Below are 16,379 nucleotides of genomic sequence, written 5' to 3'. Positions count from 1 at the left end.
CATTCCACAGCAAAACCCCGCCTTATACCCATTTACACACAGAGTTATCCACAAAGCCGTCAGAATCTCTAACCTCATATTACGGAATCCCATGGAAATCGACCTGGAATTCCCTATCCTATAAAGAAGAAACCAACGCATACCCGTTTTCTACTCTATATATAAGGAGAGCAAACGGCAGTAGCCCCATAATCCCCCTACCATCTTTGAATTACGTATCCCATCAGGTGATAATAACCACACAATCAGTCATTCCAGGACCGTGATGAGAAACGCTCTGCAACGTACTGCTATACGCAAACGCCCGATGAAGCTCGGCACCACCGTGATCCTCATGGTCAGTGCTGTACTTTTCTCCGTGCTGCTCGTCGTTCATCTGATTTACTTCTCACAAATTAGCAATATGACGCGCGATGCCTTAGCGGACAAAGCCCTTGCGGTGGCCCGAACGCTGGCTGACTCCCCGGAGATCCGTCTGGGTCTGCAGAAAGCGCCTCAAGAAAGTGGCATTCAAGCGATTGCCCAGGCGGTGAATAAAAGCAACGACTTCCTGTTCATCGTCGTCACGAATATGCAAAGCATCCGTTATTCACATCCCGAGGCCCAGCGAATCGGCCAGCGGTTTAAAGGCGACGATATTTTGTTGGCCCTGGAAGGGAAAGAAAACGTCGCAATTAATCGTGGCTTTCTGGCTAAAGCACTGCGTGTGTTTACCCCCATCTATGACGAAAACCACCGCCAAATTGGCGTCGTGTCGATTGGCCTTGAGCTCAGCAGAGTCACTGAACAGATTAATAACAGTCGCGACAGTATCTTCTGGTCCGTCTTATTTGGTGTTCTGGTTGGCTTGTTGGGTACCTGGGTGTTGGTCAAGGTGCTCAAACGTATTCTGTTTGGCCTCGAACCCTATGAAATCTCCAACCTGTTTGAACAGCGCCAGGCGATGCTGCACTCTATAAAGGAAGGCGTAATTGCCGTTGACGACAGTGGTGAAGTCACGCTGATAAACCAGGCGGCCCAGGAACTGCTGGATTACCGCAAGTCACAAGACGATGCGCAACTCTCCACGCTCAGTCATGCCTGGTCACAGGTGGTCGATTTTTCTGAAGTCTTACGTGATGGAACACCACGGCGCGATGAAGAGATCACCGTGAAAGACCGGCTACTGCTGATCAACACTGTGCCGGTCATCAGCAACGGTAAAATCATCGGTGCTATTTCAACGTTCAGGGATAAGACGGAAGTCCGTAAACTAATGCAACGCCTGGATGGTATGGTCAACTATGCCGATGCACTTCGTGAACGATCCCACGAATTCATGAATAAGTTGCACGTGATTCTGGGATTATTGCATCTGAAAAGTTATAAGCAGTTGGAAACTTATATAATTAAGACAGCCAACAACTATCAGGAAGAAATCGGCTCATTGCTGGGAAAAATAAAGTCCCCGGTTATCGCGGGATTTTTACTCAGTAAGATTAATCGCACATCCGATTTAGGCCATACCCTTGTCATTAGTAATGAAAGTCAATTACCGGAAAATAGCAATGAAGATCAAGTGACCGTGCTGATTACCGTTCTGGGGAATTTGATTGAAAACGCACTGGAAGCGTTAGGTCAAGAAGCCGGTGGTGAGATCAGCGTATCCTTACACTATCGACACGGCTGGTTACATTGTGAAGTTAATGACGATGGTCCGGGGATCGCCCCCGATCGCATTGACCACATATTTGAGAAAGGCGTCTCGTCAAAAGGAAGCGAACGGGGCGTTGGTTTAGCGCTTGTTAAACAGCAGGTTGAAAGTGTTGGCGGCAATATCGCCGTCGAATCTGAACCTGGGATCTTCACCCAATTTTTTGTACAGTTACCGTGGAATGGTGAGAGGGCCAGCAGATGATCAATGTCTTAATTGTCGATGACGACGCAATGGTAGCGGAGTTAAATCGCCGATATGTGGCGCAGCTCTCCGGTTTTCATTGCTGTGGGACAGCGTCTACGCTGGAGAAAGCCAAAGAAATACTCTTTCATGGCGAACATCATATCGACCTGATTTTGTTAGACATTTATATGCAAAAAGAGAACGGTCTGGATCTGCTGCCCGTTCTGCATAGCGAAGGCTGCAAATGTGACGTCATTGTCATCTCTTCCGCCGCCGATGCTACCACTATTAAGGACTCGCTCCACTACGGGGTCGTCGATTATCTGATAAAACCTTTTCAGGCTTCCCGTTTTGAAGAAGCGCTTACCGGCTGGCTGCATAAAAAGACGGAGATGGAAAAACATCAGTACTATGAACAGTCGGAGCTTGATCAGTTGATTCACGGCAGTTCCTCTACCGAGCAGGAAACACGTCGCTTACCCAAAGGATTAACGCCTCAAACGTTACGTACCTTGTGCCAGTGGATTGATGAGCACCAGGATCAAGAGTTCTCTACTGATGAGTTGGCGAACGAAGTCAATATCTCGCGTGTGTCCTGTCGTAAGTACCTCATCTGGCTGGTCAATTGTCATATCTTATTTACCAGCATTCATTACGGCGTGACTGGCAGACCGGTGTATCGTTATCGCGTTCAGGCTGAGCATTATTCGCTGCTAAAACAATACTGCCAATAAACAGCATTACGGGGATTATTCGTTATATAAAAGTAACAGTTATTAAAATAATGAAAAATCCCCCTACTGCTGTCTTAGACAGCAAAATACTGAATTTGCGTTAGATCAAATATAATTGTATCCAGCATGTTAACGCTCTATTTTATTATTGACAAACATCACACTGTTTTTAATTTCAAAATCACTAACAAAAGTTAATTAAGTATTATCTAACTCGCAGAATGTGTATTTTTACCCCTAAAGGATTAGTCTGATTTTAACCAGACATAAAAATCTATATCGGTAGCAATGGAGAACATGCTACGTACTATGGACACCGTACATTTTTGTGAGCAAATAAAAGTATCCGTTCGCCAACCTCATAGCATCATGAATTGGCGTGAGCGTGATCACATAAATAATACACTCACCTATCCTGCCGGTGGTTCACGTAATAGTAGAATACGTAAAGCTGACGATAAGTTTCCGGTTAACCGGGACAACGTACCTACACTACAACATCAGCCAATGCTCTTCATAACATGCTCTGCTTCCCATCGCCTGAGGATTCTCTCCTCAGAACAAAGTCACAGAAAAAAGTTAAATATTTCCAATAACGTTTAAAATTTTTCTAGACAGATATTTGAACATTAATCACAAATACGGACATACCGAATATTGACCGCTTTCTGATGCTTATTACAGCATAAAAGAGCGTGGCACAGATCCATTTATCAAAAATTGACTGAGTTTTTTGCGAGGGTAAATAAAATGTTATTTAGTATACAGCTTCTTATAATATTAATATGTTTGTTTTATGGTGCCAGAAAGGGCGGTATCGCACTGGGTTTGTTAGGCGGTATAGGTCTGGTCATTCTGGTTTTCGTGTTCCATCTCCAGCCGGGTAAACCGCCAGTAGACGTTATGCTGGTCATTATTGCCGTGGTCGCTGCTTCCGCAACTTTGCAGGCCTCCGGCGGTCTTGATGTTATGCTGCAAATTGCTGAAAAGCTGCTGCGTCGTAACCCAAAATACGTTTCCATCGTGGCACCGTTTGTCACCTGCACCCTGACTATCCTGTGTGGTACAGGTCACGTGGTGTACACCATTCTGCCTATCATCTATGACGTTGCGATTAAGAACAATATTCGCCCGGAACGTCCGATGGCAGCGAGTTCTATCGGTGCGCAGATGGGTATCATTGCCAGCCCGGTTTCCGTGGCCGTCGTGTCACTGGTCGCGATGCTGGGTAACGTAACGTTTGAAGGCAAGCACCTCGAATTCCTCGACCTGCTCGCTATCACCATCCCCTCTACCCTGCTGGGTATTCTGGCGATCGGTATCTTCAGCTGGTTCCGTGGTAAAGATCTGGACAAAGACGAAGATTTTCAGAAGTTCATTTCCGTTCCTGAAAACCACCACTATGTCTATGGCGACACCGCTACGCTGTTAGACAAAAAACTGCCTAAGAGCAACTGGCTGGCAATGTGGATCTTCCTGGCCGCTATCGCTGTCGTTGCCGTCCTGGGTGCGGTATCTGAACTGCGTCCTTCTTTTGGCGGCAAACCGCTGTCAATGGTTCTGGTTATCCAGATGTTCATGCTGCTGACTGGCGCACTGATTATCATCCTGACCAAAACCAACCCCGCATCTATCTCTAAAAATGAAGTCTTCCGTTCAGGTATGATCGCGATTGTAGCGGTGTACGGTATTGCCTGGATGGCGGAAACCATGTTCGGCGCACATATGTCTGAAATTCAGGGCGTACTGGGCGAGATGGTGAAAGAATATCCGTGGGCCTATGCGGTTGTCCTGCTGTTGGTCTCCAAGTTTGTAAACTCCCAGGCTGCGGCGCTGGCGGCTATCGTGCCGGTCGCGCTGGCTATCGGCGTTGATCCAGCGTACATCGTTGCCTCTGCTCCGGCATGCTACGGTTACTACATTCTGCCGACCTACCCAAGCGATCTGGCGGCCATTCAGTTTGACCGTTCCGGCACCACCCGCATTGGCCGCTTCGTCATTAACCACAGCTTCATTCTGCCTGGTTTGATCGGCGTAAGCGTATCCTGTGTATTTGGCTGGGTGTTCGCTGCAATGTACGGTTTCCTGTAATCACACTTCGCGTGCCGTCCACTTTTGTACGGCACGCTACTCATAAGATGCAGAACAATTTACGTTTCTGATAAAAAAGAAAAGGCTGGAAGCAAATGTCAAAAGTTGAATTCACTTACCAGGCGCCTTTCCCGCTGGGGGAAGACAAAACTGAGTACTATCTGCTGACATCCGATCACGTCAGCGTCGGCGAGTTTGAAGGCGAGACAATCCTCAAGGTAGAACCCGAAGCACTGACGCTCCTGGCCCAGCAAGCCTTCCACGATGCCTCCTTCATGCTCCGCCCGGAACACCAGCAGCAAGTCGCCTCCATTCTTCACGATCCAGAAGCCAGCGAAAACGATAAGTACGTGGCGCTGCAGTTCCTGAGAAACTCTGAAATCGCCGCCAAAGGCGTGCTGCCAACCTGTCAGGATACCGGCACGGCTATTATCATGGGTAAAAAAGGCCAGCGCGTCTGGACCGGTGGCGGGGACGAAGCCGCGCTCTCCAAAGGTGTCTTTAATACCTACATTGAAGATAACCTGCGCTATTCACAAAACGCCGCACTGGATATGTACAAAGAGGTCAATACCGGGACGAACCTGCCCGCGCAAATCGACCTGTACAGCGTGGATGGTGACGAATACAAATTCCTGTGTGTGGCCAAAGGCGGCGGCTCAGCAAACAAAACGTACCTCTATCAGGAAACGAAAGCACTGCTGACCCCCGGCAAGCTGAAAAATTACCTGGTTGATAAGATGCGCACGCTGGGTACGGCGGCCTGCCCGCCTTACCACATCGCCTTTGTCATTGGCGGCACCTCAGCAGAAAGCACCCTCAAAACGGTGAAACTGGCCAGCACGCACTACTACGACGCGCTGCCGACCGAAGGTAATGCCCATGGTCAGGCGTTCCGTGACGTTCAACTGGAACAAGAACTGCTTGAAGAAGCACAGAAACTGGGTCTCGGCGCACAGTTTGGCGGCAAATACTTCGCACACGATATCCGCGTGATCCGCTTGCCTCGCCACGGTGCATCTTGCCCGGTAGGCATGGGTGTATCCTGCTCTGCCGACCGTAACATCAAGGCCAAAATTAATCGCGACGGTATCTGGATTGAAAAACTGGAGCATAATCCAGCCCAGTACATTCCAGAATCGCTGCGTCAGGCTGGTGAAGGTGAAGCGGTTAAGGTTGACCTGAACCGCCCGATGAAAGAGATCCTCGCCCAGCTTTCTCAATACCCGGTATCTACGCGCCTGTCGTTAAGCGGCACCATCATTGTGGGTCGCGACATTGCCCATGCGAAGCTGAAAGAGCGTATTGATTCCGGTGAAGGTCTGCCGCAGTACGTGAAAGATCACCCGATCTACTACGCGGGTCCGGCAAAAACACCAGCGGGTTATCCATCAGGCTCCTTAGGCCCAACCACCGCGGGTCGTATGGACTCCTACGTTGATCTGCTGCAATCCCACGGCGGCAGCATGATCATGCTGGCGAAAGGGAACCGCAGCCAGCAGGTGACCGACGCCTGCCATAAACACGGCGGCTTCTACTTAGGCAGCATCGGCGGTCCGGCGGCAGTACTGGCGCAGCAGAGCATTAAGCATCTGGAATGCGTGGAGTATCCGGAACTGGGTATGGAAGCTATTTGGAAAATCGAAGTTGAAGATTTCCCGGCCTTCATCCTGGTCGATGACAAAGGCAACGATTTCTTCCAGCAAATTGTCAGCAAGCAATGCGCTAACTGCGCGAAGTAACCTATCTGGCCCGGCACCGGACTGCTCCCAATCGTTGGACACCCAACCGTTGAGGACAGCCCGGTGATCCCCCCGGGCCACTCTCCCCCCTCAATAACGGGTATTGAATTTTTATCTCGCCCGATGAATAGTAGCCTTTTCGACTACTCGCTAAATCATCATGATCCGCACACTGAATACTTCGATGCTGAATACTGGCGCACTGGTGCTGGCGCTCATTCTTGCCTACACCGGCTTCTGCGCCACAGAAAAAATCACCTGGCTGATGGAAGTCACGCCGGTCATTATTGTCGTCCCGTTGCTGCTGGTGACCGTTAAGCGCTACCCGCTGACGCCGCTGCTCTACACGCTGATATTCTTGCATGCCATCATTCTGATGGTGGGCGGTATGTACACCTACGCTAAGGTGCCGATTGGCTTTGATGTTCAGGAGTGGCTGAATCTGAGCCGCAACCCTTATGACAAGCTGGGCCACTTCTTCCAGGGGCTGGTACCTGCCCTGACGGCCAGAGAGATTTTAGTACGCGGCAATATTGTCCGTGGGCGTAAGATGTTGGCGTTTTTAGTCTGCTGTGTCGCGCTGGCGATCAGCGCCACCTATGAACTGATTGAATGGTGGGCGGCGCTGGCGATGGGTCAAGGTGCAGATGATTTCCTTGGCACGCAGGGCGATCCGTGGGATACCCAGTCAGATATGTTCTGCGCCCTGCTCGGCGCATTAACCACGGTGATACTGCTGGCGCGGGTTCATTGTCGGCAGTTGTGCCGCTATGGGTTAATCACCGTGAACTGATTGCCGGATGTCGCTGACGCTAATCCGGCCTGTACTTTACGCCTTAGCTTCACCGGCGGTTGCTACCGCAACCACCGGTATATCCAGTTGCTCATCCACCGAAGGCACCTTGCGGTACTTATCCAACAAGTGGATCTGGATCCGGCGCAGCGTATCGCCGTTCAGTCGGTAGAAACGGAAGTAGAGGATTAGCGTGACCATAAAAAAGAGTGCCGGTAGCGCTATCATAATGAATTGCATACCCACGATGGTTTCGGCAGACTGCTCAACGTTCGGCAGATAGCCAATTATCCCGAGCACCAGCGCGATAAAGAAAGCAGCAAACGCTGATCCCCCTTTGACCACCATGGTTTGTACCGAATAGGCAATGCTTTCACAACGTACATTGAGCTTGTATTCACCGTAATCGACGGTGTCCGCGACCATAATGACCTGTAGCACCCAGAAAAGCGCCGAACCAATGTTCAGTAAAACCCCGGCAATCACAATCAGCAGGGTATTATGAAAACCCGCTAATGCCATCGCCAACAGCACGCCGCAGCTAAGTACCGGCATTATCGATGCCCCAGCCCATAAGATCCGCCGGGACAACGCTTTCACCAGTCGAGGAAAAAGGATCAGCGTCAGCAGATTAGCCGCACCGGCGTAGGACATGTAGTACGGGAAGAGGGCCGCATCGCCAATTACGTAGGTAAAATAGTAAATAGCAAAACCCGCAATAATATTGGCCGCGATATTGTAGGCCAGCGCCATGCCCAGCAAGCAGGAAAGCTGGTCGTTTTTATAGATAAGTCCGACGATCGCTTTCAAACTCAGGCGACTGCTGTCAGCTGTTGCATCGCTGTCCGACGAATACACCTCATGCACATTACGTAGCGTCACGAATGTCGACACGATAAAGAATGCGATCAGCACCAGCGTAAACATCTGGAAACCAAATCCGCGATCGGCCCCGCCAACATAGCTGACAAAGGGCAACGTTACCCCGGCGGTCACAAACCCGGACAAGCTGGCGAAAAAGCGGGGAAACGGCACCAGTTGCTCACGTTCGCGTTTATCCAGCGTAATGGTCGGCACCAGCGACCAGAAGGGAATATCCATAATGGTGTAGGTCATCCCCCACAGAATGTAGGTGACACATACAAAGACAACCTGCGTTGTCCCTTCGAACAGATGGGCGCTAAATAGCAAGAACAGCACCAGCGAGTTCGCCAGGGTGCCGATTAGAATCCAGGGTTTAAACTTTCCCCAGCGTGAGCGGGTGGCGTTAACAATCCAGCCCATGATCGGATCGTTAATCGCATCCCAAATCCTTGCCGCCAGGAACAATGTCCCGACCAGACCCACCGATAACCCCACCACATCGGTGTAGTAATACATCAGGTACATGTACACAATACCAATAGCGAAATCCTTACCAAACGCTCCAAATCCATAACTGAGTTTTGTTGTCAGAGATATGCTCATAGGGTATCGGGTCACTGTTACCAGCGCCCGCCTTCTGTAATAGGAAACGTGAGACGTCGGGCGCCGGACATGCTGCCGGCGCGCAAGGGGCTTATCGATGTAACCAGGCCGGTAACCAGTCGCCATGTGAAGCGATCAGGTCGTCCACCAGCGCATAAATCTCCTCAATACCCAATACTGCCGCGGTATGGGGGTCCATCATTGCCGCGTGATACACCCGATCGCGGTTTTCCGTCAGGATGGCTTCGGTCAGCAGGGTCTGCACATTGATATTGGTTTGCATCATTGCCGCCAGATGCGATGGAAGAGTGCCCACCTTCGTCGGTTGAATGCCATTGGCATCAACCAGACACGCCACTTCCACACAGCAGCCCTGTGGCAGGTTATCGATCAGGCCGTCATTACGCACATTGCCATAAATCACACTCGGCTCACCGGTCCAGATGGCATTCATGATCGTGCTGGCATATTCCCGCGACGGTTTAATATCAATCCGCGCCGCCGTTTTGTACTCCTCCAGCTCTTTATGCCAGTTCGCCAGTTGTTCCACGCAACGTTTCGGGTATTCATCCAGCGGCACCTTGTAGCGCTCAATCAGGTCTTCACGTCCCGGCTTAATAAACCACGGCGTATATTCAGCAAAATGTTCTGAAGACTCAGTAACGAAGTACCCCAGTTTTTTGAACATCTCATACCGCACGATGTTCTGGCAGCGGCTATTCCCGTGAATATTAGGCTTCGGCGCCTGACCGGCTTCATAAGCAGCCAGCAGTTCCGGGTACAGATCCACATAGCTGCCCTCTGCTGTTTTTCGTTCCAGCTCCAGGTAAAACGCCATATGGTTGATCCCGGCGCTACGGTAGCGCAACGTGGCGGGATCGATATTCAAATCACGCGCCAATTCCTCCGCCGTCCCCTGAACAGAATGGCACAGCCCAACCTGTTTAATCTGCGGATACCGTGCATACATAGCCCAGGTGTTCATCGCCATCGGATTGACGTAGTTAAGCATCGTGGCATGCGGGCAGACTTCGGTCATGTCTTCACAAATCTGCCATAAATGCGGGATGGTGCGCAGCGCGCGCATAATGCCGCCCGGCCCCAGCGTATCGGCAATGGTTTGTTCCAGACCATGACGTTTACACACGTCAAAATCAGTGACGGTACACGGCTCATAGCCGCCAATCTGGAAAGCGACAACCACAAAGTCGGCATCCTGCAACGCCGCTTTCCGATCGGTATGGCAGGTAATGTGACCGGATGCGCCCGCCGAATCCATCAGTTTGCGCACCACAATATGCGATTCTTCAAGGCGTGTGGGATCGATATCCATTAAGGCAATATGCGCAGATTTCAGTGCATCGCGGTGAAAGACATCCCCGAGAATATTTTTGACGAAAATCGTGGAACCGGCGCCGATAAAGGTAATTTTGGGTGCAGACATCATCACTCTCCAGAACGTTGTTGGTCATCGTCAGGATGGCACGCGATGGCGATGAAAGCCTCCGGCTTCTGTAATGAGCATTCCCAAAAACTCAGATCACCTTTCTGCCCACGCAGAATCTGAGTTAATGGGATTAAATTAGCCGAAAAGCAGAGTATGTGGCCCAAAAACTCTACTATGCTGAGGTCTAATGACTCAATTTGCGTCCCAATTCGCAGTCTTATCTGTATACAAATGGCATGATTCTGAGCATTCAGGAAATGGAGTGACCATGACGACGTTACCGATACCGCTTCTCCCTCCCGATCCACATATGTGCAGTAGCGATGAACAGCAGACCCGCAGCCCGCTGACGCTGTACTCAGAGTATCAACGCATGGATATCGAGCTGCGCCCGCCGCATGCCATGGACTCCAGCCACTGGCACGGCCAGGTGGAAGTGAATGTACCGTTCGATGGCGACGTTGAGTATGTTATCAATAACGAAGTGGTGCAGATAAAACAGGGACATATCACATTATTCTGGGCCTGTACGCCGCACCAGCTCACCCGTCCGGGTACCTGCCAGCAGATGGCGATTTTCAATTTACCGATGCACCTGTTTCTCTCCTGGCCGCTGGATCGCGAACTGATCAACCACGTCACGCATGGCATGGTCATTAAATCACTGGCGACGCAACAGCTCAGCACCTTTGAAGTTCAGCGCTGGCAGCAAGAGGTGAACAGCCCGAACGAACAAATTCGCCAGTTGGCGATCGACGAAATTGGTCTGATGCTTAAGCGCTTTAGCCTGTCGGGCTGGCAGCCGATTCTGGTCAATAAAACCTCGCGCACGCACAAAAACAGCGTTTCCCGACACGCTCAGTTTTATGTCAGCCAGATGCTGAGCTTTATTGCCGACAACTACGATCAGGCGCTCACCATTAACGACGTCGCGGAGCATGTGAAGCTCAATGCCAACTATGCGATGGGAATTTTCCAGCGCGTAATGCAGCTCACCATGAAGCAGTACATTACCGCGATGCGGATCAACCACGTCCGCGCGCTGCTAAGCGATACCGATAAAACGATTCTGGACGTGGCGCTGACCGCCGGGTTCCGCTCCAGCAGCCGCTTTTACGACACCTTCAACAAATTTGTCGGCATGTCACCACAGCAATACCGCAAACTGAGTCAGCAAAGACGACAGTCCTCAGCCCTCTGACCCCGGCAATATCACTATCAGCCAAAAAAATAATTCCCCTGTCGATAAACGACGGGGAAAAATCGCCAAATGCACCAATCAACCATTTGTTTTTAAAAAATAAAAACACAAAATCGCCTGATTTTCGCCCCCTTTACTCCCGTATTTATCAGGTAAATACTTGCCCTCGTCACACATCCTCCACTACGGGAAACAGACGATGAAAGTATTAATTGTTGAAAGCGAATTTCTGCATCAGGACACCTGGGTCGGCCACGCGGTCGAACGTCTGGCGGACGCTCTAAGTCGGCAAAATGTGACCGTCATTAAGTCCACATCATTCGATGATGGTTACGCCATCCTGGCCGCCAATGAGGCCATTGACTGCCTGATGTTCAGCTACCAAATGGAACAACAGGACGAACACCTCAACGTCAGGCAATTGATCGGCAAGCTTCACGAACGCCAGCAAAATGTTCCCGTTTTCCTGCTGGGCGATCGGGAAAAAGCTACCGCATCGCTGGATCGCGATCTGCTGGAGCTTGTCGATGAATTCGCCTGGATTCTGGAAGATACTGCCGACTTTATCGCCGGGCGCGCCGTTGCGGCAATGACCCGTTATCGCCAGCAGCTTCTGCCGCCACTGTTCAGCGCATTGATGAAATACGGCGACATCCATGAATATTCCTGGGCCGCACCAGGCCACCAGGGCGGCGTCGGATTTACCAAAACCCCTGCGGGTCGTTTCTACCATGATTACTACGGTGAAAATCTGTTCCGTAGCGATATGGGTATCGAACGCGCCTCTCTCGGCTCGCTGCTTGACCACACCGGCGCATTTGGCGAGAGTGAAAAATATGCCGCCCGCGTCTTTGGCGCTGACCGTTCGTGGTCCGTAGTGGTCGGCACATCCGGCTCTAACCGCACTATCATGCAGGCCTGCATGACCGACAACGACGTGGTCGTTCTGGATCGAAACTGCCATAAATCGATTGAGCAGGGGCTGATCCTCACCGGGGCAAAACCGGTGTATATGGTGCCAAGCCGTAACCGTTACGGCATTATCGGGCCTATCTACCCGCAGGAAATGCAGCCGGAAACGTTGCAGAAAAAAATCAGCGAAAGCCCGCTGACGCAAGGTAAAGCCGGGCAAAAGCCATCTTACAGCGTGGTCACTAACTGTACCTACGACGGCGTCTGCTACAACGCGAAAGAAGCGCAAGACCTGCTGGCACAAACCAGCGATCGTATACACTTCGATGAAGCCTGGTACGGCTATGCGCGCTTCAACCCGATTTACAACGACCACTACGCCATGCGTGGAGAGCCGGGCGACCATAACGGCCCCACCGTATTTGCCACGCACTCCACCCACAAACTGCTGAATGCGCTGTCACAGGCCTCTTACATTCACGTGCGTGAAGGCCGTGGAGCGGTGAATTTCTCCCGCTTTAACCAGGCGTATATGATGCACGCCACCACCTCACCGCTGTATGCCATCTGCGCCTCAAACGACGTGGCGGTCTCAATGATGGACGGTAATAGCGGCCTGTCGCTCACTCAGGAAGTGATCGACGAAGCGGTTGATTTCCGCCAGGCAATGGCACGGTTATACAAAGAATTCACCGCCGAGGGCGACTGGTTCTTCAAACCGTGGAACAAAGAGGTGGTCACCGATCCACAAACCGGCGAAACCTACGACTTCGCGGATGCACCGACCCAACTGCTGACCACCGACCAGAATTGCTGGGTGATGCGCCCGGGTGAATCCTGGCACGGCTTTAAAGACCTGCCGGATAACTGGAGCATGCTGGACCCGATTAAGGTCAGCATTCTGGCACCGGGAATGGGCGACGACGGCGAGCTGGAAGAAAATGGCGTGCCGGCCGCGCTGGTCACCGCCTGGCTTGGACGTCACGGTATCGTACCGACCCGCACCACCGACTTCCAGATTATGTTCCTGTTCTCAATGGGGATCACCCGCGGGAAATGGGGCACGCTTATCAACACACTGTGTTCCTTCAAGCACCATTACGATACCAATACCCCGCTGTCACAGGTGATGCCGGAACTGGTAGAGGAACATCCTGACACTTACGCCAACATGGGCATTCACGATCTGGGCGACACCATGTTCGCCTGGCTGAAAGAAAATAACCCAGGTAGCCGCCTCAATGCGGCCTACTCCGGCCTGCCTGTCGCTGAAATCACCCCGCGCGAAGCCTATAACGCGATCGTGAGCGACAACATTGAGATGGTAGCCATCGAAAATCTGCCGGGCCGTATTGCCGCCAATTCCGTTATCCCTTACCCACCGGGAATCCCGATGCTGCTGTCCGGGGAAAACTTTGGCGATGCCAATAGCCCACAGATAAGTTACCTGCGTTCGTTGCAATCCTGGGACCATAACTTCCCTGGCTTTGAACATGAAACCGAAGGAACGGAAATTATCGACGGCATGTATCACGTCATGTGCGTGAAAGCATAATGTCGCTTTATAGATAGTCCGATGTTTAAGGTAGACATGTCATGCTTGAGTAATTCCTGAGTATTGCTGCAAAACAATAACATTGTCATACCTTTTGCGCGGGGCCACCCCGCGCTTTTTTTATGCAGCGAAAACACGTTGCCACTCGCGTAAATTATTATGTACACCCCAATAATCCCCACAGATATTGTAATTCCTTTGAATCACGCTATTTTATCGCAGGTTTTGATTCATCATACAATTCCATTTAACCGGTATTACTCACCCTTCGGCGAGCGACGGTATTTTATATTCATATTCCAGGAGTTCGGGTATGAGGGTTTGCAGCAAAGAAGCTTGTGTTGTTGTATTAACGGAGAAAGATGTTTGGTTAAGGATTAACGGTAAAGAAGCCATCAGTTTAAAAGCCAACCACATGGCACTGGTGGCATGTGATAATAATATTATCGACTTCTCTTCACTCAATAACGCCCTGGTGGTTCACATCAGTCGCGACATTATTAAAGATTACTTACGATTTTTAAATAAAGATCTCTCACAAATCCCCCTCTGGCAACGCAGTGCCAGCCCGGTAATGACCGCTGCCTGCCTGACGCCGGATGTGTTTCGGGTCGCCGCCCAGCACAGCGTGATGGAAATGCTGAACGAAGGGGAGGCAGAACGGACGCGTGCACTGCTGTTCACCGTGCTATCACGCTTTCTCGACAGCAAAAAGTTTCTCCCGCTGCTGATGCATATGTTACGCAGTCGTATTAGCGACAGCGTTTATCACATCATTGAGAGTGATATTCATAAAGACTGGAACTTGAGTTTGGTCGCCAGTTGCCTGTGCCTGAGCCCCAGTTTGTTAAAGAAAAAGCTCAAAAATGAAAATACAAGTTACAGCCAAATAATTACCACCTGTCGCATGCGTTATGCCGTCAATCAATTATTGATGGACGGAAAAAACATATCTCAGGTGTCACAACTGTGCGGATATAACAGTACGTCATACTTCATCTCTGTATTCAAAGAGTTCTACGGGATGACCCCACTGCATTATGTTAGCCTGCACCGGGAACAAACGGCCGCCTGATTTTTAATCATTTAGCAATAAGCCATAATAATATCAGCATTGGCGATACTCACCTTTCGCCATAATTCAATCATCTTCTGCGGAGGTATGATACGTCGTCATTTATCCTTATCAGGAGTTAAGAAATATGTCGACGGATGCTGATGCTCACAAAGTGGGCTTAATCCCCGTCACCTTAATGGTGTCGGGGAATATTATGGGTTCCGGTGTATTCCTGTTACCCGCCAATCTGGCGTCAACTGGCGGGATTGCAATCTACGGATGGCTGGTCACGATTATCGGCGCGCTGGCGCTGTCGATGGTGTACGCCAAAATGTCGTCCTTAGACTCCAGTCCCGGTGGTTCTTACGCGTATGCCCGCCGCTGCTTCGGTCCCTTCTTAGGCTATCAAACCAACGTCCTGTACTGGCTGGCCTGCTGGATCGGTAACATCGCGATGGTGGTCATTGGCGTGGGTTACCTGAGCTACTTTTTCCCCATCTTAAAAGATCCGCTGGTGTTAACGCTGACCTGCGTCGCCGTACTGTGGGTCTTCGTGTTGCTGAATATCGTCGGGCCGAAAATGATCACCCGCGTGCAGGCCATTGCTACCGTGCTGGCACTGGTGCCCATTGTCGGGATTGCCGTATTCGGCTGGTTCTGGTTTCGCGGTGAAACCTATATGGCAGCCTGGAACGTCAGCGGCATGAACACCTTCGGCGCGATCCAAAGCACCTTGAACGTCACCCTGTGGTCATTCATCGGGGTAGAAAGTGCTTCTGTGGCTGCGGGCGTGGTCAAAAACCCTAAACGTAACGTTCCTATCGCCACCATTGGCGGGGTACTGATTGCCGCCGTCTGCTACGTGCTTTCTACCACCGCGATTATGGGCATGATCCCTAACGCGGCGCTGCGCGTTTCGGCTTCACCATTCGGCGATGCGGCACGCATGGCATTGGGTGACACCGCAGGCGCGATTGTCTCCTTCTGCGCAGCGGCCGGGTGTCTCGGCTCACTGGGTGGCTGGACGTTACTTGCCGGACAAACCGCAAAAGCGGCGGCCGACGACGGTCTGTTCCCACCGATTTTCGCCCGCGTCAACAAAGCCGGTACGCCGGTTGCCGGGTTAATTATCGTCGGGATCCTGATGACTCTCTTCCAGTTCAGCAGCATGTCACCGAACGCCGCCAAAGAGTTTGGCCTGGTCTCTTCTGTCTCGGTCATCTTCACGCTGGTGCCTTACCTGTATACCTGTGCCGCCCTGCTGCTGCTGGGCCATGGTCACTTTGGTAAAGCACGTCCCCTGTACTTGCTGGTCACCTTCGTGGCATTTATCTACTGCATCTGGGCAGTGGTCGGCTCGGGCGCCAAAGAGGTGATGTGGTCATTCGTGATGCTGATGATCATCACCGCGCTGTATGCCCTTAATTACAACCGGATCCATAAAAATCCGTATCCACTGGATGCCCCAGTTAACAATAATTAATGTAAGCAGCAGGGGTGC

General features: G+C 51.2%; 11 protein-coding genes. 9 read left to right on the top strand and 2 right to left on the bottom strand.

The features are described 5' to 3' along the window. The first annotated feature begins 265 nt into the window (after positions 1-265). The 5 genes from FDW88_RS07785 (at position 266) to FDW88_RS07765 (ending at position 7,239) form a co-directional block, all read left to right on the top strand. On the top strand, positions 266-1,897 hold the full coding sequence (locus FDW88_RS07785) for a sensor histidine kinase (RefSeq protein ID WP_137362326.1): 1,632 nt from the start codon (positions 266-268) through the stop codon (positions 1,895-1,897). Further along, on the top strand, positions 1,894-2,613 hold the full coding sequence (gene dcuR, locus FDW88_RS07780; protein WP_096758636.1) for a two-component system response regulator DcuR: 720 nt from the start codon (positions 1,894-1,896) through the stop codon (positions 2,611-2,613). The genes FDW88_RS07785 and dcuR overlap by 4 nt, the downstream gene beginning before the upstream one ends. A 750-nt stretch (positions 2,614-3,363) precedes the next feature. Further along, positions 3,364-4,704 (top strand): anaerobic C4-dicarboxylate transporter DcuB, encoded by a 1,341-nt coding sequence (gene dcuB, locus FDW88_RS07775; RefSeq protein ID WP_096758637.1) that lies wholly within the window; start codon positions 3,364-3,366, stop codon positions 4,702-4,704. 95 nt (positions 4,705-4,799) lie between these two features. Continuing rightward, positions 4,800-6,446, top strand: a complete 1,647-nt coding sequence (fumA, locus tag FDW88_RS07770) for a class I fumarate hydratase FumA (RefSeq protein ID WP_096758638.1) — start codon at positions 4,800-4,802, stop codon at positions 6,444-6,446. 160 nt (positions 6,447-6,606) lie between these two features. Beyond that, the gene (locus FDW88_RS07765) at positions 6,607-7,239 is read left to right on the top strand and encodes a DUF2238 domain-containing protein (protein ID WP_137362325.1); all 633 of its coding nucleotides are present in this window, start codon (positions 6,607-6,609) and stop codon (positions 7,237-7,239) included. Positions 7,240-7,275: 36 nt separating this feature from the next. Here FDW88_RS07765 and melB read toward each other — a convergent pair whose 3' ends face one another. Beyond that, positions 7,276-8,706 (bottom strand): melibiose:sodium transporter MelB, encoded by a 1,431-nt coding sequence (gene melB, locus FDW88_RS07760; RefSeq protein ID WP_137362324.1) that lies wholly within the window; start codon positions 8,704-8,706, stop codon positions 7,276-7,278. A gap of 91 nt (positions 8,707-8,797) precedes the next feature. Continuing rightward, positions 8,798-10,153 carry an alpha-galactosidase gene (melA, locus tag FDW88_RS07755; RefSeq protein ID WP_115259658.1) on the bottom strand — a complete coding sequence of 452 codons (1,356 nt, stop codon included), beginning with the start codon at positions 10,151-10,153 and terminating at the stop codon, positions 8,798-8,800. A gap of 268 nt (positions 10,154-10,421) precedes the next feature. Between melA and melR the strand changes: the two genes are divergently transcribed. The 4 genes from melR to adiC all read left to right on the top strand — a co-directional run bounded on the left by melR (position 10,422) and on the right by adiC (position 16,361). Then, complete coding sequence (gene melR / locus FDW88_RS07750; RefSeq protein WP_117343567.1) at positions 10,422-11,354, top strand: transcriptional regulator MelR; 933 nt, start codon at positions 10,422-10,424, stop codon at positions 11,352-11,354. 199 nt (positions 11,355-11,553) lie between these two features. Continuing rightward, entirely contained in the window at positions 11,554-13,821 is a 2,268-nt protein-coding gene (gene adiA, locus FDW88_RS07745; protein ID WP_137362323.1) for an arginine decarboxylase, read from the top strand. Between the two features lie 313 nt (positions 13,822-14,134). Further along, positions 14,135-14,896 (top strand): AraC family transcriptional regulator, encoded by a 762-nt coding sequence (locus FDW88_RS07740; RefSeq protein ID WP_137362322.1) that lies wholly within the window; start codon positions 14,135-14,137, stop codon positions 14,894-14,896. Between the two features lie 127 nt (positions 14,897-15,023). Then, a complete protein-coding gene (gene adiC, locus FDW88_RS07735) occupies positions 15,024-16,361 on the top strand; it encodes an arginine/agmatine antiporter (RefSeq protein WP_096758642.1) in 1,338 nt (445 codons plus the stop codon). Positions 16,362-16,379: the final 18 nt, after the last annotated feature.

It is taken from the genome of Citrobacter sp. wls829 (genome assembly GCF_005280825.1).
GTDB classification, from domain to species: Bacteria; Pseudomonadota; Gammaproteobacteria; order Enterobacterales; family Enterobacteriaceae; genus Citrobacter; species Citrobacter gillenii.
The sequence above is the reverse complement of the archived record's forward strand: the minus strand, read 5'-3'. Positions and strand labels throughout refer to the sequence as shown.